The sequence below is a fragment of the Arcobacter sp. L genome (genome assembly GCF_000284235.1).
GTDB classification, from domain to species: domain Bacteria; phylum Campylobacterota; class Campylobacteria; order Campylobacterales; family Arcobacteraceae; genus Aliarcobacter; species Aliarcobacter defluvii.
Genome location: NC_017192.1, coordinates 1,573,962 through 1,595,388 on the forward strand (window position 1 = coordinate 1,573,962; position 21,427 = coordinate 1,595,388).

The window sequence follows — 21,427 nt, forward strand, 5'->3', positions numbered from 1 at the left end:
ATATATGTCTAAAAAATATATAGATATCATGGATACAACTTTTAGAGATGGATTTCAATCTGTCTTTGGAGGAAGAGTCCTAATGAATGATTTCTTTCCAGCTGTAGAAGCTGCAAAAGAAGCAGGTATAACTCACTTTGAGTTTGGTGGAGGAGCAAGATTCCAATCATTATTCTTCTATCTACAAGAAAACGCATTTGAAATGATGGATAAATTTAGAGAAATCGTTGGACCAGATGCAAACTTACAAACTTTAGCAAGAGGTATCAACACAGTAATGCTAGATACTGGTTCTAGAGAATTAATCGACTTACATGCAAAAATGTTCGCAAAACATGGAACAACAACAATCAGAAACTTTGATGCATTAAATGATGTTCAAAACCTTGAATATAGTGCTGAATGTATTAAAAAATATGGATTAAATCATGAAGTAGTTGTTACACTTATGGATTTACCTCCAGGTTGTACTGGTGCTCATGATGTAGCTTTTTATGAAAAAACTTTAAGACAAATTCTAGATAGTGGCTTGCCATTTGATTCTTTATGCTTTAAAGATGCATCAGGGACAAGCTCACCTCAAAAAATTTATGAAACAATCCAAATGGCAAGAAGATTAGTGGGTAATGATACTCATATTAGACTTCATACTCATGAAACAGCTGGTGTTTCAGTTGCCTGTTATCTTGCTGCACTTGAAGCTGGGGCTGATGGTATTGATTTAGCTGCAAGTCCAGTAAGTGGGGGAACAAGTCAACCTGATATTCTTACAATGCTTCATGCAGTAAAAGGCAAGAATTATGATTTAGGTGGTTTAGAAATTGATAAAATTCTAAAATACCAAGATGTATTGGCTAATTGCTTAAAAGACTACTTTATTCCTCCTGAAGCTACTCAAGTTTCTCCTTTAATCCCATTTTCTCCAATGCCAGGTGGTGCATTAACTGCAAATACTCAAATGATGAGAGATAATGGTACTTTAGATAAATTCCCAGAAGTTATTAAAGCTATGAGAGAAGTTGTTGAAAAAGGTGGATATGGTACATCTGTAACTCCTGTTTCTCAGTTTTATTGGCAACAAGCATACGCAAATGTAATGTTTGGTCCATGGAAACAAATTGCTCCTGGATATGGAAAAATGGTTTTAGGTTACTTTGGTAAAACACCAGTTGAGCCAGATGCAGAAGTTGTAAAACTTGCAGCTGAAAAACTAAAACTTGAACCAACAAAAGAAAATCCTTTAGATATAGCAGATAGAGATGAAAAGAAAAAAATCTCTGTTTGGAAACAAAGATTAGAAATTGAAGGAATTGAAGCAACTGAAGAAAATATCTTTATTGCTGCTGCTTGTGATGAAAAAGGAATTGCATTCTTAAAAGGTGAATCGCCTTTAAATGTAAGAAAAATTGATACAGTTTGTGAAGATAATAAAGATTGTAAATTAGGAGAGAATAAAATGGCAAATGCAAATGGAAACTATACAGTTGTAGTTGATGGTCAAAAGTTTAATGTAACAATTGCTGAAGGTAATGCAGATATTCAAGTAACTCCTGTTTCAAATGCAGTAAGTTCAGCACCTGCTGCTTCTGCACCTGTTTCTTCAAATGGCGGAACAGAAGTACCAGCCGCAGTAAATGGAGCAGTATGGAAAATTTTAGTAAAAGAAGGTGATAGAGTTGAAAAAGATCAACAAATCATGATTCTTGAAGCTATGAAAATGGAAATAGATATAACTGCACCAGTTTCTGGAGTTATTACTAAAATTTTAGTTGAAAATACGCAAGCTGTTGATGAAGGTCAAACATTAGCCATTATTGGTTAATGAGGAATAATTTGATGAGAAAAAATATACTTATAGCTTTTTTTCTTCTGTTTAGTGCATTTGCACTAAATAGTTTTGCTTCAACACCTAGTGTTGAAACACCAACTGAAGAGAAACAACCTTATCATTCAAAAACGATGAGTGAATTAGTTGATTCATTTTATGCAACAACTGGTATTAAAGCTTTGTTTGAACCGCAAGCTGGTGTACTAGATTCACATGGAAAAGAGATGACATTCTTTGCTCAAGGGTATGGAAGAATCATCATGATTTTCATCTGTTTCTTATTGTTCTATTTAGCAATTAAAAAAGGGTTTGAACCATTACTATTAATTCCAATTGGATTTGGTGGATTATTAGCAAATATACCAATTGCAAATATGGCAGGACATGATGGAATGCTAGGAATTATTTATAGTATGGGTATTACAAATCAATTTTTCCCATTATTAATCTTTATGGGTGTTGGAGCTATGACAGACTTTGGTCCATTATTAGCTAATCCAAAAACTGCCCTTCTAGGTGGTGCTGCACAATTTGGAATCTTTGGATCACTTGTTGGTGCAGTTTTATTATCTCAATTTGTTCCAGGGATTAACTTTTCATTAGAACAAGCTGCTGCTATTTCAATCATTGGTGGAGCTGATGGACCAACATCTATTTTCGTTGCTTCAAAACTAGCACCTGAATTACTTGGAGCTATCGCAGTTGCAGCATATTCATATATGGCATTAGTACCACTAATTCAGCCACCAATTATGAGAGCATTAACTACAGAAAAAGAGAGAAAAATAAAAATGTCTACACTTAGAAAAGTTTCTAAGTTAGAGAAAATTGTTTTTCCATTAGTAGTATTATCTTTAACATTATTAATTCTTCCAGATGCTGCACCATTAATTGGAGCATTATGCTTTGGTAACTTTGCAAGAGAATCAGGAGTTGTTGATAGACTTTCTGATACAATGCAAAACGCATTAATTAATATTGTAACAATATTTTTAGGATTAGGTGTTGGTTCAAAACTAGCATCAGAGCAATTCTTAGTAGCAGAGACTTTAGGAATTATGGCAATAGGTCTTTTAGCATTTTCTGCAGGGACTGCGATGGGTGTAATAATGGCTAAAATAATGAATTTAGTAAGTTCAAAAGAGAGTCAGATAAATCCTTTAATTGGAGCAGCTGGAGTATCTGCTGTGCCAATGGCAGCAAGGGTTGTTAGTAAAGAAGGTCAACTTTATGACAAATCGAACATTTTATTAATGCATGCGATGGGTCCTAATGTAGCTGGTGTTATTGGTTCAGCAGTTGCTGCTGGTGTCCTTTTATCGATATTTAAATAATAAAAATTAACAAGTAGGAAAGTTAAATTATGTCTGAAATTAAAGACTCATTAGGTTTAGAAAACGTTGGAATTATAAAAAGAAATTTGGATGTTGATTCATTGATTCAATTTGCTGTTGAAAATGAAGGTGCAAAAATATCTTCAACTGGTGCGTTAATGATTGATACTGGTATTTTTACAGGGAGAAGTCCTAAAGATAAATTTTTTGTAAATCAAGATCCATCAAATAAATACATTGCATGGGGAGATATTAACCACAAAGTTTCTAAAGAAGTTTATGAAGATTTATTAAAAAATTCAAAAAAACAACTAAGTAATAAAGATATTTTTGTAACAGATGTTTATTGTGGTTCATCACTTGATTCAAGAAAATCTGTTAGATTTATAACAGAAGTTGCATGGCAAGCACATTTTATTCAAAATATGTTTATTGTACCTCAAACTCAAGAAGAATTAGATAATTTTAAACCAGATTTTACAATTTATAATTCTTGTAAAACTGTTGATATGGCATATGCAAGTCATGGTTTACATTCAGAAGTTTATGTAATATTTAATGTAGAAGAAAATACAGCAATTATTGGTGGAACTTGGTATGCAGGTGAAATGAAAAAAGGTGTATTTTCAATGATGAATTATTGGCTTCCTTTAGAAGGAAAATTACCAATGCATTGTTCTGCAAATATCGGTAAAGATGGTGATACAGCTTTATTTTTTGGATTATCAGGAACAGGAAAAACAACACTTTCAACAGATCCAAATAGAGCTTTAATTGGTGATGATGAACATGGTTGGGATGATGAAGGTATCTTCAACTTTGAAGGTGGTTGTTATGCAAAAGTTATAAATCTTGATAAATCTAGTGAACCTGAAATTTTTAATGCAATTAAAAAAGGTGCTATTTTAGAAAATGTTGTAGCTGATGCAAATGGAGTTGTTGATTATACAGACGGTTCAAAAACTGAAAATACAAGAGTTTCTTATCCATTAGACCATATTCTTAATCATACTCCTGATATGAGAGGTGGTCATCCAAAAAATATAATCTTCTTATGTGCTGATGCATTTGGTGTTTTACCTCCTGTTGCAAAACTCGATAAACAACAAGCAATGTACTACTTTTTAAGTGGTTATACTGCAAAAGTTGCTGGAACAGAAAGAGGAATTACAGAACCAATTGCAACATTTTCTTCTTGTTTTGGAGAAGCATTCTTACCTTTAAATCCTACTGTTTATGCTGAACTTTTAGGTAAAAAAATAGATAAACACAATGTTAATGTATATTTAGTAAATACTGGGTGGACAGGTGGTCCATATGGTGTAGGAAAAAGAATGAGTATTAAAAATACAAGAGCTTGTATTAATGCTATTTTAGATGGTTCAATTAATACTTCTGAATTTGAAACATTATCAGTATTTAACTTAGCTATTCCAAAAACATTAAAAGGAGTTGATACAGAAGTATTAAATCCTAGAAATACTTGGGAAGATAAAGTTTCTTATGATGAAACTAAAAAGAAATTAGCTTCAATGTATATAGCTAACTTTAAGAAATACTTAACTTTAGAAAGTGAATATGATTTCACAGCTGCAGGACCAGTTTTATAAGATATAATTCTCCCATAAAAAATTTTATTAGTTAAAGAGTGGTTTTTCCACTCTTTTTTTTAATATAAAAATAGGAGAATACTATGGAATTAACTGTTTTTTTAGAAAATATAAAAAAAAATCAAGAAGAAGTTGTTTATTTTTGTTGTAATCATGTTTTATCAAAAAAATTTGATATAGCTAAAGATAATTTAGATGAAATAACTCTTAAAAATTTATTTATTAATTATGAAAACTTTACAAAATCATTAAATGATAGTGCTGGAATAATTTATAAAAAATATGAAGCAGAACTTGATGATGTCTACAAAGAGATTTGTAATCTTTTTAATGAAGATTTTGATAATGCTTATTTATTTAACTATCGGCTAACAAGAGTAAAAAATCAAGAAGCAAGACAATTTTTAGATATTGAAGATAAAGATACTCAAGAAACAGTTATTCAAAAATTTGAAGATAAAATAAATACTATTTTGGAATCAAAGTATTATAAAGAAAATAAAGAAAAATTATCAGAAAATTTAATTATTCCCCAAAAAACTTTAGAATTGATAAAATCAGTAGTAGGGATGTACTAAATAGAGTATTTTTTTAACACTCTATTTGTATTTCTTCAATTATTTCTAAACCAAAACCTTGTAATCCAACAAAAGAGTGTTTTCCTCCACTCGTCATAAGTTTAATTTGTTTTATATTTAAAGAATTTAAAATCTGAGCCCCTATTCCATAATCTTTTTGTGATTCTTTTTTCTTCATTTCATCACTTAAAAAAATAAGAACTCCTCCTTTTGATTGTAAAAAGTTTATAGTTTTTAATATCGAGTGTAATTTTTCATCATTTAGAAATAAATTTATATCAGGTAAAATAGTATGAAATTTTATATGGCTTATTGATTTAATTTCACCAAATATTATTGCTGTATGAATATTCCCTAAATGGTCTTTAAATTCTTTTCTTATTACATTTGTTGAAAAGAAGTTTCTATTCTCACTAGAAATTTCTTCTACAAGCTTTTCATGAGATAATCTATATTCAACCAAATCTGAAATATAAATTTGTTTTAGATTATGTTTTAATGCAAAAATATCTAAATCATCTCGTCTTGCCATTGTTCCATCTTCTTTCATAATTTCACAAATAACAGCTTCACCATTTAAACCAGCTAATTTACATAAATCGATACTACCTTCTGTATGTCCTGTCCTAACTAAGACTCCTCCATCTTTTGCAATTAATGGGAAAATATGCCCTGGTCGAACTAATTCTAAAGGATTAGAAATAGGATTTGATAATATTTTTATAGTATCATCTCTTTCTTTAGCGCTAATGCCGGTGCTTGCATCTGCTGCATCTACTGAAACTGTAAATGCCGTTTCATAAGATGAAGTATTTGAGCTAACCATTGGATTTAATTGTAGTCTATTTGCTGTTTCTTTTGTAACAGATACACAAATCAAACCTTTTGCATGTGTTGCCATGAAGTTTACTTTTTCAGGAGTACTTAAAGGTGCAGCATAAACCAAATCACCTTCATTTTCTCTATCTTCATCATCTAACATAATTACCATATTACCTTTTTGAATCTCTTTTATAGCTTCTTGTACTCTTTGTATTGCATTCATATTTCTTCTTTATTAGTAAGTATTTTTTTATTAAATTATTATATCAAAAAATCCAAAATTTAATCTAAAAAGACTTGACAATAGAAGTATATTTAACTATAATTCGGACACTTAAAAGCTTGGGGTATCGCCAAGTGGTAAGGCAACGGTTTTTGGTACCGTCATTCGAAGGTTCGAATCCTTCTACCCCATCCACAAATACTATAATATCGCGGAATAGAGCAGCTAGGTAGCTCGTCGGGCTCATAACCCGAAGGTCATAGGTTCAAATCCTATTTCCGCAACCAATCAAAAATTCTTTCTTTCTTTTTAATTAAACTTAAAATTTTTATTTATGGTATATAATTAGTTATAATTAAAAAATTAAAAGGATGCATTAAGTAATGAAAAAAGTTTTATTAATCATAATATGTATATATGTAGTTAGTAATTTATATGCAAGAGAAGAAAATATTAATATAAATGATCAAAGAATTTATAATAAGCTCATATCAGATCAATTATCTCAACTTAATATAAACTATAAATTATCAATTGATGTAAATATTACAATTGATGAAGATGGATATTTTTCCTATTCAATATTAAATACTTCTGATATTGAGGGTTTTAATGATAAATTAGAAAAATTTTTAGATGAACAAACAAGAAAAAAATTTCCTACTTTTAGAAATCAACCTTTTACAACAAAAATAACTTTTATTCCAGAAGATATAAATCTACCATCAAAGGATAAATTTCATAATAGATTTATAAAACAGTAAATTTTTTACTATTTTTAAGTATTTTTAAAGTTAGTATTCAATATAATTCCAAACATTGTTTTAAGGCATTAAAATTTATATTTTATTTTATAAATTTACTTCCTTTTTTCATACAACTTTAAAAATTTATTTTAGAATGATGTCTTATGTCAAGGTAGCTCAGCTGGCTAGAGCGCTGGTCTCATAAGCCGGAGGTCGAGAGTTCAAGTCTCTCTCTTGACACCATTTTAAAGTAAATCATACTTTTTTACGCTGGTGTAGCTCAGTTGGCTAGAGCAGCTGATTTGTAATCAGCAGGTCGGGGGTTCGACTCCCTTCACCAGCTCCATAATTCTAATTTTTTTTCTCACAATATAAGAAATCATTATAAGTTTAATTATAGATAGATTAATATGCGCGAGTATTAATTTATATAAGTATTTGGAGTTTTATCTCCAAATATTTTATAAAATAGCAATTTTTTTATCAATAAAATAATTTCTTCCTCTTACTTACAAAAAGTAAAGTAATATTACTTTAAGAATGTATAAGTTAAAATTTCCAATAGAATCAAACAAAAAACTGAAGATGGAGAAAAAGATGATAGAAAAACAAATACCATTATCTGTATTAGATTTAGTTCCAATCGGTGAAGATTTTACAATAAATGAAGCTATAAAAAATAGCACTAAATTGGCTCAAGCTGTTGAAGAATTCAAATTTAATCGTTATTGGATTGCTGAACATCACAATATGAATGGAATTGCAAGTGCAGCAACATCTGTAATACTTAGTTATATTGGAGCAAATACTGAAAAAATTAGGATTGGTTCAGGTGGAATTATGTTACCAAATCATGCTCCTTTAGTTATTGCTGAACAATTTGGAACTTTAGAATCTTTATATCCAAATAGAATAGATTTGGGCTTAGGAAGAGCTCCTGGAACTGATAGAAAAACAATGTTAGCATTAAGAAAAGATATTTATAATGATGGTTCAGATTTTCCAATTATGCTAGATGAATTACAATTTTATTTATCAGATTATCAAAATAAAGATAGTATAAAAGCTGTTCCTGGATTTGGATTAGATATTCCTATTTGGTTGCTTGGATCTAGCACATTTAGTGCTCAATTAGCTGCACAAAAGGGATTACCTTTTGCTTTTGCTTCACATTTTGCACCTGATTTAATGGAAGAAGCAATAAAAATTTATCGCTTAAATTTCAAACCTTCAAAACAATTAAAAGAGCCTTATATAATAGTTTGCATAAATGCAATTTGTGCAAACACTTTAGAAGAAGCAGAATTTCTAGCAACAACTGAACTTCAAAAATTTTTATATATTCAAAGAGGTGATAATAGATTATTACCAAAACCAACAAAAGATATGAGTAGTTTGTGGGAACCTTGGGAAGAAAGAACTATAAAAAATAAGATAAGAGAATCTATTTGGGGAACACCTGAAATTGTTAAAAATGGACTTGAAAAACTTGTAAAGAGAACAAATGCAAATGAAATAATGATAAATTCATGGATTTATAATCCAGAAGATAGAATAAAGTCTTATAAACTTATTTCTGAAATTTGGGGATTAAATTAGATTAAAAAGTACCTAAAAAAGTACTTTTTAATTTATATTGTAATTTCTTTAATATCAGCAATTTTTCTAAATCCTTGATACACAAGGCCAATTAAATTTTTTCTATTTGTTTTAATTTTCACATCTTCATGATTTACAAAAACATTATCAAAGAAATTATCAAGTTGTGGTTTTAAAGCAAATAAAGCTTCTAATTCTTCATCAAAAGTTGCGTATTTTTTAAATTGAGCTTCATGGAATTTAGTATATAACTCTTTTTCTTCATTGTTTTCAAATAAATCTTCATCAATTACAAGTTTACTATTAACGTCAATATCTTTAATAATGTTTGCTACCCTTTTAAATGTAGCAACATACTCTTTGAAATTGTCACTTTGAACGATTGGATTTAAAGCACAAATTTTTTGAGAAATTTTGTAAATATCTGTTTCACCTCCAGCAAGAACTGCTTTTAAAACAGTTGGATTAACTTCAAATATTTTAAATAATCTTTCATTAAAGAACTCTATTAAAACTTTTTTATCTAAATTTTTATAACTTGTTGATAATTCATCAATGATTTTTGATAAATCAATAGGAAGTTTATGTTCAATTGCAATTTTTACAATTCCAGCTGCTGCACGTCTAAGACCAAATGGATCTTTAGAACCTGTTGGAATTTTTCCAACACTAAATAAAGCCATTAAATTATCTAATTTATTTGATAAAGCAACAATTGATGAAAATACATTTGAAGGAAGTTCTGAATCTTCACCAGTTGGTAAATATTGCTCTTTTAAAGCAAGTGAAACTAAGTCATTTTCATTTGCAATTTTTGCATAGTAATATCCCATAAGACCTTGAAGTTCTGTAAATTCATAAACCATTTCAGACATTAAATCAGCTTTAGAAAGCATAACTGCTCTTTGAACTAACTCTTTTTCTTTTACATCTAAAATTTCTGCTAAATATGATGCAATTTTTGCTTCTCTTTCACATTTGTCATACATAGAACCAAGACCTTCAACAAACACAAGTTTTTTAAGACCTTCATTTGACAAACCATTTCTAATATCATTTTTATAAAAAAACATAGCATCAGCTAGTCTTGGTCTTAAAACTTTTTCATTTCCAGCAATAATATATCCAAAATCATCTGTTTTTGCATTTGATACAACAATAAAATTATTTGATAATTTTCCATCTTTGTAAACTGCAAAATATCTTTGATTTTCTTTCATCGATGTTACAATTACTTCTTCTGGTAATTCTAAAAACTCAATATCAAATTTACCTATTAAAGCTGTTGGATATTCTGTAATTGCAACAACTTCTTCAAGTAATTCAGTATCAATTTCAATTTTTACATTGTGTCTTTGTTCAATATTTTTCATCTGTTCTAAGATGATTTTTCTTCTTTCATCTGGATATAAAATAACTCCATTTTTATCAAGTTTACAGAAATAATCTCCTGCAAAAGAGTAAGTAAATGGTTCATAAGAAACCATTCTATGTGCAAATGAGAAATTAGAAGATTTAACTCCAAAAAGTTCAGCATCAACTATTTCTTCCCCTAAAAGAATAGATAAACTTCTAATTGGTCTAATAAAACTATCTGTTCTACTTGCCCATCTCATAGATTTTCCAAAGTTTAAAGAAGCAACAAATTCATTTACCATATCATTTAATAAAGTTTTTGATTCACTACCAACTACTTCTTGTTTAAAATAAAGAACTTCTCCTTTACCTAAATCAATTTTATCTAAAGCAGATACATCAACTCCACATTTTGTAGCAAAACTAATAGCAGCTCCTGTTGGAACTCCATCTTTATAAGCTATTTTAATAGGAGCTCCATATTGTTCAACAGTTGAATCTTCTTGTTTAACTTGAAATTCTCTATGCCATAATACTAATCTTCTTGGTGTATAAAAAAAGTCAAAATCACATAATAATCTATTTTTTTCTAATATATCACTCCATTTTTTTTCAATATTTGGTAATTCGTTTAAAAACGGAATTGCTGGTAATTCTTCAACACCAATCTCAATTAATAATGGTTTATTCATCTACGTTTTCCTTCTTAGAGTTATTGATTTTTTCGTTTTCTTCAATTTTATCTGTATGTTTTTTGATTTGTTGTCTATTAAAATTTATGATAAACAAAGCAACCATAATAACAAACATAATAAGTATTATTGTGTCTAATATATCTTTCACATTTTTCCTAATTTATATCTAATAAAAGGCTAATATTCTAACTAATAATTACTTATTCTTTAGTAAATCAGCCAATGTTGAGCCTTCATTCATACCTGGCGTTTTAAAAATATCTTCTTTATTTATATGACATTTTTTACACGATGCCAAATTTTGATGTTCCATTCTATTTGATTGTATTAATTTATTTTGAGAATGACAAGCAAAACAATCTCCACCACATTCAACCATGGTAGTTGGCGTTTTTGTATGACAAGCTATACAAGAGGTTAAAATTTTATGGTGTTCTTCATTGATTGAGTTTTTTAAAGTTGCATGACAAGACATACAATCTCCACTACACGCAAATGAATAGAAATATAAAGTAAATATTAATATAAATATTTTCATGATTATAAAATTAAATCTTTATATATAACTCCATCAATTTCATTTTTTGCAATGTTTTCTAACTCATCATTTGATTTAATAATCGCTAAAATCTTAGAATCATACATATAGTTATCTGCTATTTTTTGTAGTTTTTTAGCTAACTTTTTTTCACATATTATATATTTTGCATTTAAACTATTGCAATAAATAGCCTCTTTTATACTTTTTACAACAATTGCACTTGTTAATTCATTTTTAAAACAATATTTTAATAACTCTTCATTATAAAAAAATAACAAAGCTGAATTTGCTTTTGTATTTTTTATATCTTCTATAGAATTTATTAAATTCAATTCTTCAAATGGAATTAAATCATCTCCAATTATAATCATTTTAGTAACCTATTTATTTAATAAACACTCATTTGAGCAATAAAATTTACCATTACTTACAATTGCTTCTTTTTTAGAAACATATGTTTTACAAGTTGGGCACTCTACCATATCATCTGTAATCATTTCGTCTTTTTTATTTATCTCTTTTTCTCTACTTTTTTTAAATAAAAAAACATAAACTAAAAAGGCTACTGCAATTACTAATATAACTTTTAAAACCATTATTAACCTTTTATATATAAATAGTTTCTATCTTTTCTATTTACTATTTTATAATTATTTACTTTAGCACTTTCAATCTCAACTTCTAGCATACTACCTTTGTAAAAAAGGTATGAGCTATTCTCTTTTTTGATATTTTTTGTAATATCTAAAAGTAAAGAAGTATTTGTTACAGCTCTTGAAGTTATCAAATCAACTTTTAAATCTTTAACCTCTTCTACTCTATTACATAAAACAGTTAAATTATCAAGTTTTAAACTAGCTTTTACAAAGTTCAAAAAAGACACTCTTTTTATTCTTGGCTCGATTAAATAAGATTTTACATCTCTTAAAGCAATAGCAAGTATAAGTCCAGGATAACCTGCACCTGTTCCAATATCTGCAAAACTTTCATATTTATCTATAAAAGTTAAAGGATATAAAGAATCTAAAATATTTTCATTTATATCCTCTTTTGTTAATCTACCACTTAGATTATGAACACTTCCCCATTGCTGTAAAAGTTTTGTAAAAACTTCACAATCACTATAAAATTTTTCATCAAATTTTAAATTATTTGATTCAAGTAATTCTTTTAACATTAAAGTAAATGCCCCATTTTCTCTTTTTTTGTAGCTAAATACTCTTCATTGTATTTATTTGCTTCGATAATTGCTGGGATTCTTTCAACTATTTCTATTCCTAAACTCTCAATATACTCTATTTTTTTAGGATTATTTGTGATAAGTTTTAATTTTTTTACACCTAAATCTTCTAAAATATATCCAATAATAGAATAATCTCTTTCATCTTCTTTAAAACCTAATTCCAAATTAGCTTCTATTGTATTTCTTCCTTGGTCTTGTAAAGAATAAGCATTTACTTTGTTAAATAGACCAATATTTCTACCTTCTTGTTTGTGATAAATCACTAAACCACCATTTTTAGCTATAAAATCTAATGCTAAATTCAACTGTGCTTGACAGTCGCATTTTAGGCTTCCAAGAGCATCTCCCGTTAAACATTCTGAGTGAATTCTCACATATGGAACTTCAATTTTTTCAAAATCTTCACTCATGATTGCTAAATGTTCTTGAATATCATCTTTATATGCTTTTATTTTAAAATTTCCATGTTTTGTTGGTAATTTAGCAATATTTGACTTTTCAATATTCATTTGTATTTAAACCTTAAACTGTTAAAATCCGAAGATTATAACCAAAAGAGGTAAATAGAATGTTTAAACGATTTAGAAGATTAAGAATTAATGAAACACTAAGAAATTTAGTACAAGAAACAGTTTTAACACCTGATGATTTCATCTATCCATTATTTGTAAGAGAAGGTCAAAATATAAAAACTGAAGTTGCATCAATGCCTGGTGTTTATCAAATGAGTATTGATGAAATTTTAAAAGAGTGTGAGTATTTAGTAAGTATAAATTTAAAATCAATTATTCTTTTTGGTATTCCAGATACTAAAGATTCAGTTGGAAGTGAATGTTTATGTGGGGAGAGTATAATTGCAAGAACTATTAAAGCAATCAAAGCAAAATTCCCTCAAATGTTTATCGTAACTGATTTATGTTTTTGTGAATATACAGACCATGGACATTGTGGTATTTTAGACCCAAAAACTGGAAGTGTTGATAATGATAAAACATTAGAAATCTCTGCTCAACAAGCAGTAGTTCACGCTAAAGCTGGAGCTGATATGATTGCACCATCTGGAATGATGGATGGAATTATTACAACTTTAAGAAATGCACTTGATGAAAATGGATTTAAAAATCTTCCAATCATGGCATATTCAACAAAATTTGCAAGTGGATATTATGGACCATTTAGAGATGTTGCTGAATCAACTCCAAGTTTTGGTGATAGAAGAACTTATCAAATGAATCCTGCAAATAGACTTGAAGCAATTGAAGAATCACTTGAAGATGAAAAAGAAGGTGCAGATATACTTATGGTAAAACCAGCACTTGCATTTTTAGATATTGTTAGAGACATAAGAAACCAAACTAATCTTCCTTTATGTGTTTATAATGTAAGTGGTGAATATGCAATGCTTAAACATGCTGGAATTGCTGGATTAATTGACTATGAAAGAGTTATGATGGAAACAATGATTGCATTTAAAAGAGCGGGTGCAAATATCATCATCTCTTACCATGCAAAAGAGGTTTGCGAAATCTTAAGAAACAACTAAAAATGAGCACAACTTATCAAGAAGCAATTGAAAATTCAAATATTGTATCAAAAACTGATATAAATGGAATTATCACTTTTGTAAATGATGAGTTTTGCAAAATCTCTGGATACTCTTATGATGAATTAATAGGTCAAAACCATAACATCGTAAGACATCCAGAGGTACAAGCTTCAAGTTTTGAACTTTTATGGAAAACTATTTTAGATAAAAAGCCATATAAAGCAACTGTAAAAAATCTTACAAAAGACGGAAAAACTGTCTATTTAAATACTACAATAACCCCTATTTTAGATGAATTTGAAAATATTATTGAATTTATTGCTATAAGATATGATGTAACTTTTGAGGTTGAGCTCAAAAAAAGTTTAGAGCAAAAAGAAAAAGAGCTTGAAGAGTTAAATCAAAATCTAGAATTAAAAGTAAAAGAACAAACTAAACAATTAAAAGAGCTAAATAAAACTTTAGAAAAAAGAGTTCAAGAAGAGATAGCTAAAAATGATGAAAAACAAAAACTTCTTTTTTGGCAATCAAGAATGGCAAGTTTAGGACAAATGATAGGAAATATTGCCCATCAATGGAGACAACCTCTAACTGAGTTAAATCTTACTTTGTTTAATATGAAAAAAGCCTCTTTAAAAAAAGATGAAAAAAAAGTTGAAGAGTTATATAAAGAGAGTAAAAATCTAATTTCAAGTATGTCAACAACTATTGAAGATTTTATGAACTTTTTCAATCCTAAAAAAGAGAAAAAAAGTTTTGAGATAAAAGATAGTATCAATGAAGCTTTAACTATTTTGAAAAAACTAATTCAACAAGAAAATATAAAAATCAAGGTTGATGTTCCTACAAACTATAAAGTTTTAGGTGTTTCAAATGAACTATCACAAGTTATAATAAATTTAATTCAAAATGCAAAAGATGCTTTTATTACAAATGATGTAGAAGATAAAAATATTTTAATAACTCTAAAAGAAGATTTAGACAAAAAATATTTTTTACTTGAGATTGAAGATAATGCAGGTGGAATTAAAGAAGAAAATCAAGATTCTATCTTTGAGCCCTACTTTACAACAAAACATAAATCACAAGGCACTGGACTTGGATTGTTTATGTCAAAAATGATTCTAGAGAAGAGTTTAGAAGGTACTTTAAGCCATAAAAATAGTGGAAATGGTTCTATCTTTACAATAACAATTTTAAATGAGAAAGAGTAAAAATGCAAGATATATTAAAAACTCTAAAAATCTTAATAGTTGAAGATGAAAAAAGATTAGCTCAACTTTTAAAAGAGGCTATAAATGATTCATTTTATAAAGTAGTTATTGCAAAAGATGGAACTGAAGGGTTAAAAAAATACAAAAGTTTTAAACCTGATATTATAATCACTGATATTATGATGCCAAAACTTGATGGTTTGGATATGACTATAAAAATCAAAGAGATTGATTCTAATATTCCTATAATTGTGTTAAGTGCACACTCTGATAAAGAAAAACTTTTAAAAGCCATAGATGTTGGAATAAATAAATATTTTATCAAACCTTTTGACCCAGATGAGGTAATAGAACACATAAAGAAGCTCTCAATAAAAATAGAAAAACAAAAGATTTCAATACTAAAAGATGATTTTATTTTTGATAACAATAGCTTCTCTTTACATAAAAATGAACTATTAATAAATCTAACAAAAAGAGAAAAAGAGTTTATATATCTTCTTATAAAAAACAAAAACTCAATAGTAAAAACTCAAACTATAAAAACTTCTCTTTGGAATGAAGAGGTAAATGATGAAAGATTAAGAACTTTTATAAAACGATTACGTCTAAAAACTTCTAAAGATTTAATTGAAAATATTTCAGGACAAGGTTATTTAATTTCTGTATTGAATAACTAAATTTTTACTATCAATTAAACTTTTATCTATAAGCCTACTTTTTTTGATATTTCCTATATTTGATGAGGTTTCTATAAAGTTTTGTAAATAATAAATACCTTTATAATTTAAACAACTGATAGTTTCAATCATAAAATTTATATCTTTTTCATCTAAAAGCCTTGTATTTATTGTAGTTCTTAGTTCAAAATCAAAGCCAATTTTTATTAGATATTTTATGGTATCTATCACTTTTTCATAAAAATTTGTAGCTGTAATTTGAGAAAATTTATATTTTGGAGCTTTAAAATCAATAGCGATAAAATCAACTAGACCTTTTTTTGTTAAATTCTTTACTAAATTTAGATTTGTTCCATTTGTATCAAGTTTTATTTTAAAACCTAACTCTTTTATCTTTTTACAAAAAGTTTCTAAGTCATATAAACTTGCTTCTCCACCACTTAAAACAATAGCATCTAATAAACCAACCCTTGATTTTAAAAACTCTAAAATCTCAAAAAAACTGTAATTTCCTTCTTTTGTATAAACCATATTATCATTATAACAATACAAACATCTAAAATTACACTTTATAAACCAGATTATGCATGATAAATGTCCTACATAATCCGTTGTTGTAAATTTTGTAAAATCATAAATTACTTTTTGATTCAGCAAATTTAACTCTTTGTTTGTGTTCACCTTTTTTTCCTATATTAAAGCTTTCAATTGGTCTATGATAACCCATAACTCTAGTATATATTATACATTTAGTTCTTTTTTCCATATTTTTCTCAAGCAATTCTTGATTTGTCATCTTTTAACTCCTTTTTTAAAATCTCTTCATCACATTTTGGGCAAAACTCATGCTCACCTTCTATATATCCATGAATTTCACAAATAGAAAATACAGGAGTTATAGTAATGTAAGGCAATCTAAAATTTGAAATTACATTTTTTACAAATTTTCTACAAGCTTCAACTGATGAGATTTTTTCCCTCATATAAAGATGCAGAACTGTACCACCTGTATATTTGCATTGTAATTCATCTTGTAATTCCAAGGCTTCAAATGGGTCTTCTGTAAAATCAACTGGAAGTTGAGAAGAGTTGGTATAATAAATATTTTTATCAAAGCCAGCTTGAATAATATCTTTGTATCTTTTTTTATCCTCTTTTGCAAATCTATAAGTTGTTCCTTCTGCTGGTGTTGCTTCAAGATTATATAAATTTCCAGTTTCTTCTTGAAATTTGACCATTTTATCTCTCATAAAATCTAATATTTCGATACAAAATTGATTTCCTATTTTTGTTGAAATATCAATATTTTCTCCAAAATAGTTTTTCAACATCTCATTCATCCCATTTACTCCAATAGTCGAAAAATGGTTATTAAAACTCTTTAAATATCTTTTTGTATAAGGATAAAGTCCTCTTTCATACATACTATTTATAAATTTTCGTTTTGTTTCTAAACTCTCTTTTGCTAAATCCATCAACTCTTCTAATCTTTTTAATAAACCATTTATATCATTTTTATATAAGTATCCAAGTCTTGCCATATTGATTGTAACAACTCCAATACTTCCAGTCATTTCAGCACTTCCAAACAAACCTCCACCTCGTTTTAGAAGTTCCCTTAAATCAAGTTGCAATCTACAACACATACTTCTTACATGTCCTGGTTTATAGGCTTGTTCGTTTTGTATTAAATTTCCCTTTTCATCTTTTTTATATTGACTTCCTATAAAATTTTGAAAATAAGAACTTCCTATTTTTGATGTGTTCTCAAAAAGTAAATCCGTATTTTCGCCATACCAATCAAAATCTTCAGTTATATTAACCGTTGGAATTGGAAAAGTAAAAGGCTGTCCTGTTTTATCACCCTCTGTCATAACTTCATAATAGGCTTTATTTATTAGGTTCATTTCCTTTTGAAAATCTTTATAAGTTAATTGTTCAAACGAAGTTAAACCTCTTTTTTGAATCTCTAAAAATAGCTCTTCATCATAAAAATCTTTAAATAGATGTTTTTGATTTCTTGTTGGAATTTGCTCTTTCAAATCACTTGGAACAGTCCAATCAATAGTAATGTTTGTAAAAGGACTTTGTCCCCAACGTGCAGGAACGTTAAGATTATAAATAAAACTTCTAATTGCTTTTTTTATCTCTTTATATTCAAGTTTATCTTTGAAAACATAAGGAGCAAGATATGTATCAAAAGAGCTAAAAGCTTGAGCACCTGCCCATTCACTTTGAAGTATTCCTAAAAAATTTGCCATTTGCCCTAAAGCTTCCCTAAAATGATTTGGAGCATTACTTTCAACTCTTCCACGTACTTTATTAAATCCCTCATCAAGAAGAAGTCTTAAACTCCAACCTGCACAATAACCACTCAAACAATCTAAATCATGTATGTGATAATCACCATTTCTATGAGCATATCCTTGTTCTTTTGTATAAACTTTATCAAGCCAATAGTTTGCAATAATTTTTCCAGCACTATTGTTTATAAGTCCAGCGTGAGAATATCCTGTATTTGAATTTGCTTTTATTCTCCAATCATTTCCAGATATATACTCTTCTATTGTTTGTGTTGAGTTTATATATGTTGTATCATCATTTATTTGTAAAATCTGTTCTCTTTGAATTTTATGAAGATGTCTATATAAAATAAATGATTTCATAACTTCAAAATATCTCGCTTTATAAAGCTCTTTTTCAATAATATCTTGAATATCTTCAACAGCAACTACTCTTTTACACTTTAATTCAAATAGAACATTAAAAAATACCGAAATATCATATTTGTTATTTACACTTTTAAAAGCCTTTTTTATGGCATCTTCTATTTTATAAGATTCAAATTTTTGTTTAGTTCCATCTCTTTTTAATATATCAACTATCATTATTTTTTCCTTTCAATAGATTTGTAATTCTAGATGAGTTGTTCTTAATAAGATATAAGCATTTTTGTCACAAAAGTGTCATTTTATGGGAGTTTTTTTAATAATAAATTTTAATTTGAATATTTTTTATCCTTAATTTTTCAAAATTTTAAGATATTCTAAAGTTAAATTAAATAGAATGTTTGTTTTTATTAATTACAGAGGAAATAAAATGAGACATTTCTTAACATTGGCTGATTATACTAAAGAAGAGATTTTAGAAATACTTGCTTTAGCTAAACAAATCAAAGAAGAGACTAAAAGAAGAGAATTTAAAGATTATATGCCTAAAAAAACATTAGGTATGATTTTTGAAAAAAGCTCTACAAGAACAAGAGTATCTTTTGAAACAGGTATTTATCAGTTAGGTGGTATTGGTTTATTTCTTTCATCAAATGACATCCAATTAGGTAGAGGTGAACCTATGAGTGATACATCTAGAGTAATTTCTAGAATGGTAGATATGGTGATGATTAGAACTTTTGAACAATCTAAAATCGAAGAATTTGCAAAATATTCAAAAGTTCCTGTAATAAATGGTTTAACAAATGAATACCACCCTGTTCAACTTATGGCTGATTATATGACTATCCAAGAAGCTGGATTAGATAAAGATTTAGTTGTGGCTTATGTTGGTGATGGTAATAATATGGCTCATTCATGGCTGAACTTATCAGCTAAATTAGGTTTTGAACTTAGAATTGCAACTCCTAAAGGTTATGAAGTAGATGCAACTATTTTGGCAAAATCTTTAGAAATGGCAAAATTAAGTGGTGCAAAAATCACTATCACAAATGATCCAAAAGAAGCAATAAAAGGCTCAACTGTAGTTACAACTGATACTTGGGTTTCTATGGGACAAGAAGAGCAAAAAGAGATAAGAGTAAAAGATTTTGCTGGATATATGGTAGATTCAAATATGATGAAATTAGCACAAGATAAAGCTATTTTCTTACATTGTTTACCTGCATATAGAGGTTATGAAGTTAGTGATGAAGTAATGGAAAGTTCTCAAAGTCTTATTTTTGAAGAAGCTGAAAATAGATTACATGCACAAAAAGGTGTAATGGTTTGGCTAGATAGAAAAAGAGACGAGAAATAATGATAGACTTCGCTAAGTTTGTAAAATATTCAAAACCAGGACCTAGATATACTTCATATCCAACAGCCCCTGAGTTTAGTGAAACTTTCACACAAGAAGATTTAAAAGAGTATTACAAAAATCAAAGTGATGATAGAGCATTATCACTTTATATTCATATGCCATTTTGTAGAAGTGCATGTTATTTTTGTGGTTGTAATACAATTTTTACTTCAAAAGAAGATAAAAAAACTAGATATATTGAGTATTTAAAAAAAGAGTTAAATATCTTAAAAAATCATCTAAATACTTCAAGAGTTGTAACGCAAATGCATTTTGGAGGAGGAACACCTACTTATTTCTCTCCTTCTCAACTTGAAGAAGTTATAACTGCAATTAAAGAGATTTTCCCAAACTTTAGTGCCGATGCAGAAATTTCTTGCGAAGTAGACCCAAGATATTTTACTGTTGAACATATGAATGTTTTAAAAGCTGGTGGTTGTAATCGTTTGAGTTTTGGAGTTCAAGATTTAGATGAAGAGGTTCAAAAAACTATTCATAGAATTCAACCATTTGAATTAACTCAAAATGTAATTAAAATAGCAAGAGAAGCTGGAATTCACTCTGTAAATACGGACTTAATTTATGGATTACCTTTTCAAACAAGAGAGAGTTTCAAAAAAACTTTAGAAAAGATGATTACACTTAATACTGATAGATTTGCAGTATTTAATTATGCTCATGTTCCTTGGCTTATGAAAACAATGAGAAAATTTGATGAAACAACTTTTCCAAAACCTCAAGTTAAACTAGAGATGTTAAAAGATACTATTGATTTCTTTACATCAAATGGTTATAAAATGGTTGGAATGGACCACTTTGCAAAACCAGAAGATGAGCTGTTTAAAGCAATTGAAAAAGGTGAATTACATAGAAACTTCCAAGGTTATACAACTAAAGGAGGTGCAGACTTAATTGGGATTGGTCTTACATCTATTGGAAATGGTGTTGATTATTATGCACAAAATTTCAAAGATTTAGAACCTTGGGAAAATGCAATTGATAATGGAGATTTACCAGTATTTAAAGGTTATAGATTAAGTGATGATGACCAATTAAGACAATTTGTAATCATGGAACTTATGAGTAACTTCTCTTTAAATATTACAAGAGTTGAAGAACAATTTAAAATAGACTTTAAAGATTATTTTAGTGATGCACTAGAAGCTTTAAAAGAGTTTGAAGATGCAGAACTTGTAAAAATAAGTGATGATAAAATTGAAGTTTCACAAACAGGAACTATGCTTATTAGAAATATTTGTATGCCTTTTGATGCATATTTAAATAAAATTCCTGAAGAAAAAAGAAGATTTTCTAAAACTATCTAATAAAGTGGCTTTTCAG

The 21,427-nt window shown here is 28.1% G+C and carries 22 protein-coding genes and 4 tRNA genes; 15 read left to right on the forward strand and 11 right to left on the reverse strand.

Features of this window, described 5'->3' with window-relative positions; genetic code table 11:
* The first annotated feature begins 4 nt into the window (after positions 1-4).
* The 4 genes from ABLL_RS07880 (at position 5) to ABLL_RS07895 (ending at position 5,350) form a co-directional block, all read left to right on the forward strand.
* Positions 5-1,822: a biotin/lipoyl-containing protein gene (locus tag ABLL_RS07880; protein WP_014473005.1), complete on the forward strand. Its 1,818-nt coding sequence runs from the start codon at positions 5-7 to the stop codon at positions 1,820-1,822.
* A gap of 14 nt (positions 1,823-1,836) precedes the next feature.
* Positions 1,837-3,162 carry a sodium ion-translocating decarboxylase subunit beta gene (locus tag ABLL_RS07885; protein ID WP_014473004.1) on the forward strand — a complete coding sequence of 442 codons (1,326 nt, stop codon included), beginning with the start codon at positions 1,837-1,839 and terminating at the stop codon, positions 3,160-3,162.
* Positions 3,163-3,191: 29 nt separating this feature from the next.
* Positions 3,192-4,772 carry a phosphoenolpyruvate carboxykinase (ATP) gene (gene pckA, locus ABLL_RS07890; RefSeq protein ID WP_014474263.1) on the forward strand — a complete coding sequence of 527 codons (1,581 nt, stop codon included), beginning with the start codon at positions 3,192-3,194 and terminating at the stop codon, positions 4,770-4,772.
* 83 nt (positions 4,773-4,855) lie between these two features.
* Complete coding sequence (locus ABLL_RS07895; protein ID WP_014474264.1) at positions 4,856-5,350, forward strand: hypothetical protein; 495 nt, start codon at positions 4,856-4,858, stop codon at positions 5,348-5,350.
* Positions 5,351-5,363: 13 nt separating this feature from the next.
* On the opposite strand, the gene ABLL_RS07900 is transcribed toward ABLL_RS07895, so the two are convergent.
* Complete coding sequence (locus ABLL_RS07900) at positions 5,364-6,395, reverse strand: bifunctional 3,4-dihydroxy-2-butanone 4-phosphate synthase/GTP cyclohydrolase II (protein ID WP_014474265.1); 1,032 nt, start codon at positions 6,393-6,395, stop codon at positions 5,364-5,366.
* A gap of 120 nt (positions 6,396-6,515) precedes the next feature.
* On the opposite strand from ABLL_RS07900, the gene ABLL_RS07905 reads away from it, so the two are divergent.
* The 6 genes from ABLL_RS07905 to ABLL_RS07930 all read left to right on the forward strand — a co-directional run bounded on the left by ABLL_RS07905 (position 6,516) and on the right by ABLL_RS07930 (position 8,740).
* Positions 6,516-6,590: transfer RNA gene (locus tag ABLL_RS07905), tRNA-Gln, on the forward strand.
* Between the two features lie 15 nt (positions 6,591-6,605).
* Positions 6,606-6,682 (forward strand) — tRNA-Met (locus ABLL_RS07910).
* A 96-nt stretch (positions 6,683-6,778) separates the two neighbouring features.
* Entirely contained in the window at positions 6,779-7,159 is a 381-nt protein-coding gene (locus ABLL_RS07915; protein ID WP_014474266.1) for a TonB C-terminal domain-containing protein, read from the forward strand.
* Positions 7,160-7,307: 148 nt separating this feature from the next.
* Positions 7,308-7,384, forward strand: a tRNA-Met gene (locus tag ABLL_RS07920).
* Positions 7,385-7,410: 26 nt separating this feature from the next.
* Positions 7,411-7,487: transfer RNA gene (locus ABLL_RS07925), tRNA-Thr, on the forward strand.
* Between the two features lie 251 nt (positions 7,488-7,738).
* Positions 7,739-8,740: an LLM class flavin-dependent oxidoreductase gene (locus ABLL_RS07930; protein WP_014474267.1), complete on the forward strand. Its 1,002-nt coding sequence runs from the start codon at positions 7,739-7,741 to the stop codon at positions 8,738-8,740.
* A gap of 32 nt (positions 8,741-8,772) precedes the next feature.
* On the opposite strand, the gene glyS is transcribed toward ABLL_RS07930, so the two are convergent.
* Genes glyS through ribA form a run of 7 tightly spaced genes read right to left on the reverse strand, consistent with a single transcriptional unit; the run spans position 8,773 to position 13,084 of the window.
* Positions 8,773-10,788 carry a glycine--tRNA ligase subunit beta gene (gene glyS / locus ABLL_RS07935; protein WP_014474268.1) on the reverse strand — a complete coding sequence of 672 codons (2,016 nt, stop codon included), beginning with the start codon at positions 10,786-10,788 and terminating at the stop codon, positions 8,773-8,775.
* Entirely contained in the window at positions 10,781-10,939 is a 159-nt protein-coding gene (locus ABLL_RS15120; RefSeq protein ID WP_014474269.1) for a hypothetical protein, read from the reverse strand. The genes glyS and ABLL_RS15120 overlap by 8 nt, the downstream gene beginning before the upstream one ends.
* A 48-nt stretch (positions 10,940-10,987) precedes the next feature.
* On the reverse strand, positions 10,988-11,329 hold the full coding sequence (locus ABLL_RS07940) for a hypothetical protein (RefSeq protein ID WP_041654786.1): 342 nt from the start codon (positions 11,327-11,329) through the stop codon (positions 10,988-10,990).
* 2 nt (positions 11,330-11,331) lie between these two features.
* On the reverse strand, positions 11,332-11,703 hold the full coding sequence (locus ABLL_RS07945) for a hypothetical protein (RefSeq protein WP_014474271.1): 372 nt from the start codon (positions 11,701-11,703) through the stop codon (positions 11,332-11,334).
* A gap of 9 nt (positions 11,704-11,712) precedes the next feature.
* A complete protein-coding gene (locus ABLL_RS07950) occupies positions 11,713-11,928 on the reverse strand; it encodes a PP0621 family protein (protein WP_014474272.1) in 216 nt (71 codons plus the stop codon).
* 2 nt (positions 11,929-11,930) lie between these two features.
* Positions 11,931-12,509 carry a 16S rRNA (guanine(527)-N(7))-methyltransferase RsmG gene (gene rsmG / locus ABLL_RS07955; protein ID WP_014474273.1) on the reverse strand — a complete coding sequence of 193 codons (579 nt, stop codon included), beginning with the start codon at positions 12,507-12,509 and terminating at the stop codon, positions 11,931-11,933.
* Entirely contained in the window at positions 12,509-13,084 is a 576-nt protein-coding gene (gene ribA / locus ABLL_RS07960; protein ID WP_014474274.1) for a GTP cyclohydrolase II, read from the reverse strand. The genes rsmG and ribA overlap by 1 nt, the downstream gene beginning before the upstream one ends.
* A gap of 59 nt (positions 13,085-13,143) precedes the next feature.
* Here ribA and hemB point away from each other — a divergent pair, with 59 nt between their 5' ends.
* Genes hemB through ABLL_RS07975 form a run of 3 tightly spaced genes read left to right on the forward strand, consistent with a single transcriptional unit; the run spans position 13,144 to position 16,015 of the window.
* Positions 13,144-14,118, forward strand: coding sequence for a porphobilinogen synthase (gene hemB, locus ABLL_RS07965; protein ID WP_014474275.1), 975 nt, complete (start codon positions 13,144-13,146; stop codon positions 14,116-14,118).
* Between the two features lie 2 nt (positions 14,119-14,120).
* A complete protein-coding gene (locus ABLL_RS07970) occupies positions 14,121-15,335 on the forward strand; it encodes an ATP-binding protein (RefSeq protein ID WP_014474276.1) in 1,215 nt (404 codons plus the stop codon).
* 2 nt (positions 15,336-15,337) lie between these two features.
* Positions 15,338-16,015 (forward strand): response regulator transcription factor, encoded by a 678-nt coding sequence (locus tag ABLL_RS07975; RefSeq protein ID WP_014474277.1) that lies wholly within the window; start codon positions 15,338-15,340, stop codon positions 16,013-16,015.
* On the opposite strand, the gene ABLL_RS07980 is transcribed toward ABLL_RS07975, so the two are convergent.
* From ABLL_RS07980 to ABLL_RS07985, 3 genes are read right to left on the reverse strand one after another with little or no spacing between them, the layout of a single operon-like run.
* Positions 15,992-16,696, reverse strand: a complete 705-nt coding sequence (locus ABLL_RS07980) for an anaerobic ribonucleoside-triphosphate reductase activating protein (RefSeq protein ID WP_041654789.1) — start codon at positions 16,694-16,696, stop codon at positions 15,992-15,994. The genes ABLL_RS07975 and ABLL_RS07980 overlap by 24 nt on opposite strands.
* Complete coding sequence (gene nrdD, locus ABLL_RS15015; protein WP_014474279.1) at positions 16,647-16,811, reverse strand: anaerobic ribonucleoside-triphosphate reductase; 165 nt, start codon at positions 16,809-16,811, stop codon at positions 16,647-16,649. The genes ABLL_RS07980 and nrdD overlap by 50 nt, the downstream gene beginning before the upstream one ends.
* Positions 16,789-18,903 carry a ribonucleoside triphosphate reductase gene (locus ABLL_RS07985; protein ID WP_014474280.1) on the reverse strand — a complete coding sequence of 705 codons (2,115 nt, stop codon included), beginning with the start codon at positions 18,901-18,903 and terminating at the stop codon, positions 16,789-16,791. Before ABLL_RS07985 ends, nrdD begins: the two co-directional genes overlap by 23 nt.
* A gap of 211 nt (positions 18,904-19,114) precedes the next feature.
* On the opposite strand from ABLL_RS07985, the gene argF reads away from it, so the two are divergent.
* Together argF and hemN are read left to right on the forward strand one after the other, a co-directional pair.
* Complete coding sequence (gene argF, locus ABLL_RS07990) at positions 19,115-20,044, forward strand: ornithine carbamoyltransferase (protein WP_014474281.1); 930 nt, start codon at positions 19,115-19,117, stop codon at positions 20,042-20,044.
* A complete protein-coding gene (gene hemN / locus ABLL_RS07995; RefSeq protein WP_014474282.1) occupies positions 20,044-21,411 on the forward strand; it encodes an oxygen-independent coproporphyrinogen III oxidase in 1,368 nt (455 codons plus the stop codon). Before argF ends, hemN begins: the two co-directional genes overlap by 1 nt.
* Positions 21,412-21,427: the final 16 nt, after the last annotated feature.

Excerpts from the sequence above, each read along its gene's own strand:
- pckA (WP_014474263.1), top strand. The coding sequence starts at position 3,192 with ATGTCTGAAATTAAAGACTCATTAGGTTTAGAAAACGTTGGAATTATA.
- ABLL_RS07900 (WP_014474265.1), bottom strand. The coding sequence starts at position 6,395 with ATGAATGCAATACAAAGAGTACAAGAAGCTATAAAAGAGATTCAAAAA.
- nrdD (WP_014474279.1), bottom strand. The coding sequence starts at position 16,811 with ATGACAAATCAAGAATTGCTTGAGAAAAATATGGAAAAAAGAACTAAA.
- ABLL_RS07940 (WP_041654786.1), bottom strand. The coding sequence starts at position 11,329 with ATGAAAATATTTATATTAATATTTACTTTATATTTCTATTCATTTGCG.
- ABLL_RS07915 (WP_014474266.1), top strand. The coding sequence starts at position 6,779 with ATGAAAAAAGTTTTATTAATCATAATATGTATATATGTAGTTAGTAAT.
- ABLL_RS07985 (WP_014474280.1), bottom strand. The coding sequence starts at position 18,903 with ATGATAGTTGATATATTAAAAAGAGATGGAACTAAACAAAAATTTGAA.
- ribA (WP_014474274.1), bottom strand. The coding sequence starts at position 13,084 with ATGAATATTGAAAAGTCAAATATTGCTAAATTACCAACAAAACATGGA.
- glyS (WP_014474268.1), bottom strand. The coding sequence starts at position 10,788 with ATGAATAAACCATTATTAATTGAGATTGGTGTTGAAGAATTACCAGCA.
- ABLL_RS07895 (WP_014474264.1), top strand. The coding sequence starts at position 4,856 with ATGGAATTAACTGTTTTTTTAGAAAATATAAAAAAAAATCAAGAAGAA.
- hemN (WP_014474282.1), top strand. The coding sequence starts at position 20,044 with ATGATAGACTTCGCTAAGTTTGTAAAATATTCAAAACCAGGACCTAGA.
- ABLL_RS07880 (WP_014473005.1), top strand. The coding sequence starts at position 5 with ATGTCTAAAAAATATATAGATATCATGGATACAACTTTTAGAGATGGA.
- argF (WP_014474281.1), top strand. The coding sequence starts at position 19,115 with ATGAGACATTTCTTAACATTGGCTGATTATACTAAAGAAGAGATTTTA.
- ABLL_RS07950 (WP_014474272.1), bottom strand. The coding sequence starts at position 11,928 with ATGGTTTTAAAAGTTATATTAGTAATTGCAGTAGCCTTTTTAGTTTAT.
- ABLL_RS07930 (WP_014474267.1), top strand. The coding sequence starts at position 7,739 with ATGATAGAAAAACAAATACCATTATCTGTATTAGATTTAGTTCCAATC.
- ABLL_RS07885 (WP_014473004.1), top strand. The coding sequence starts at position 1,837 with ATGAGAAAAAATATACTTATAGCTTTTTTTCTTCTGTTTAGTGCATTT.
- ABLL_RS07970 (WP_014474276.1), top strand. The coding sequence starts at position 14,121 with ATGAGCACAACTTATCAAGAAGCAATTGAAAATTCAAATATTGTATCA.
- ABLL_RS07945 (WP_014474271.1), bottom strand. The coding sequence starts at position 11,703 with ATGATTATAATTGGAGATGATTTAATTCCATTTGAAGAATTGAATTTA.
- hemB (WP_014474275.1), top strand. The coding sequence starts at position 13,144 with ATGTTTAAACGATTTAGAAGATTAAGAATTAATGAAACACTAAGAAAT.
- rsmG (WP_014474273.1), bottom strand. The coding sequence starts at position 12,509 with ATGTTAAAAGAATTACTTGAATCAAATAATTTAAAATTTGATGAAAAA.
- ABLL_RS07975 (WP_014474277.1), top strand. The coding sequence starts at position 15,338 with ATGCAAGATATATTAAAAACTCTAAAAATCTTAATAGTTGAAGATGAA.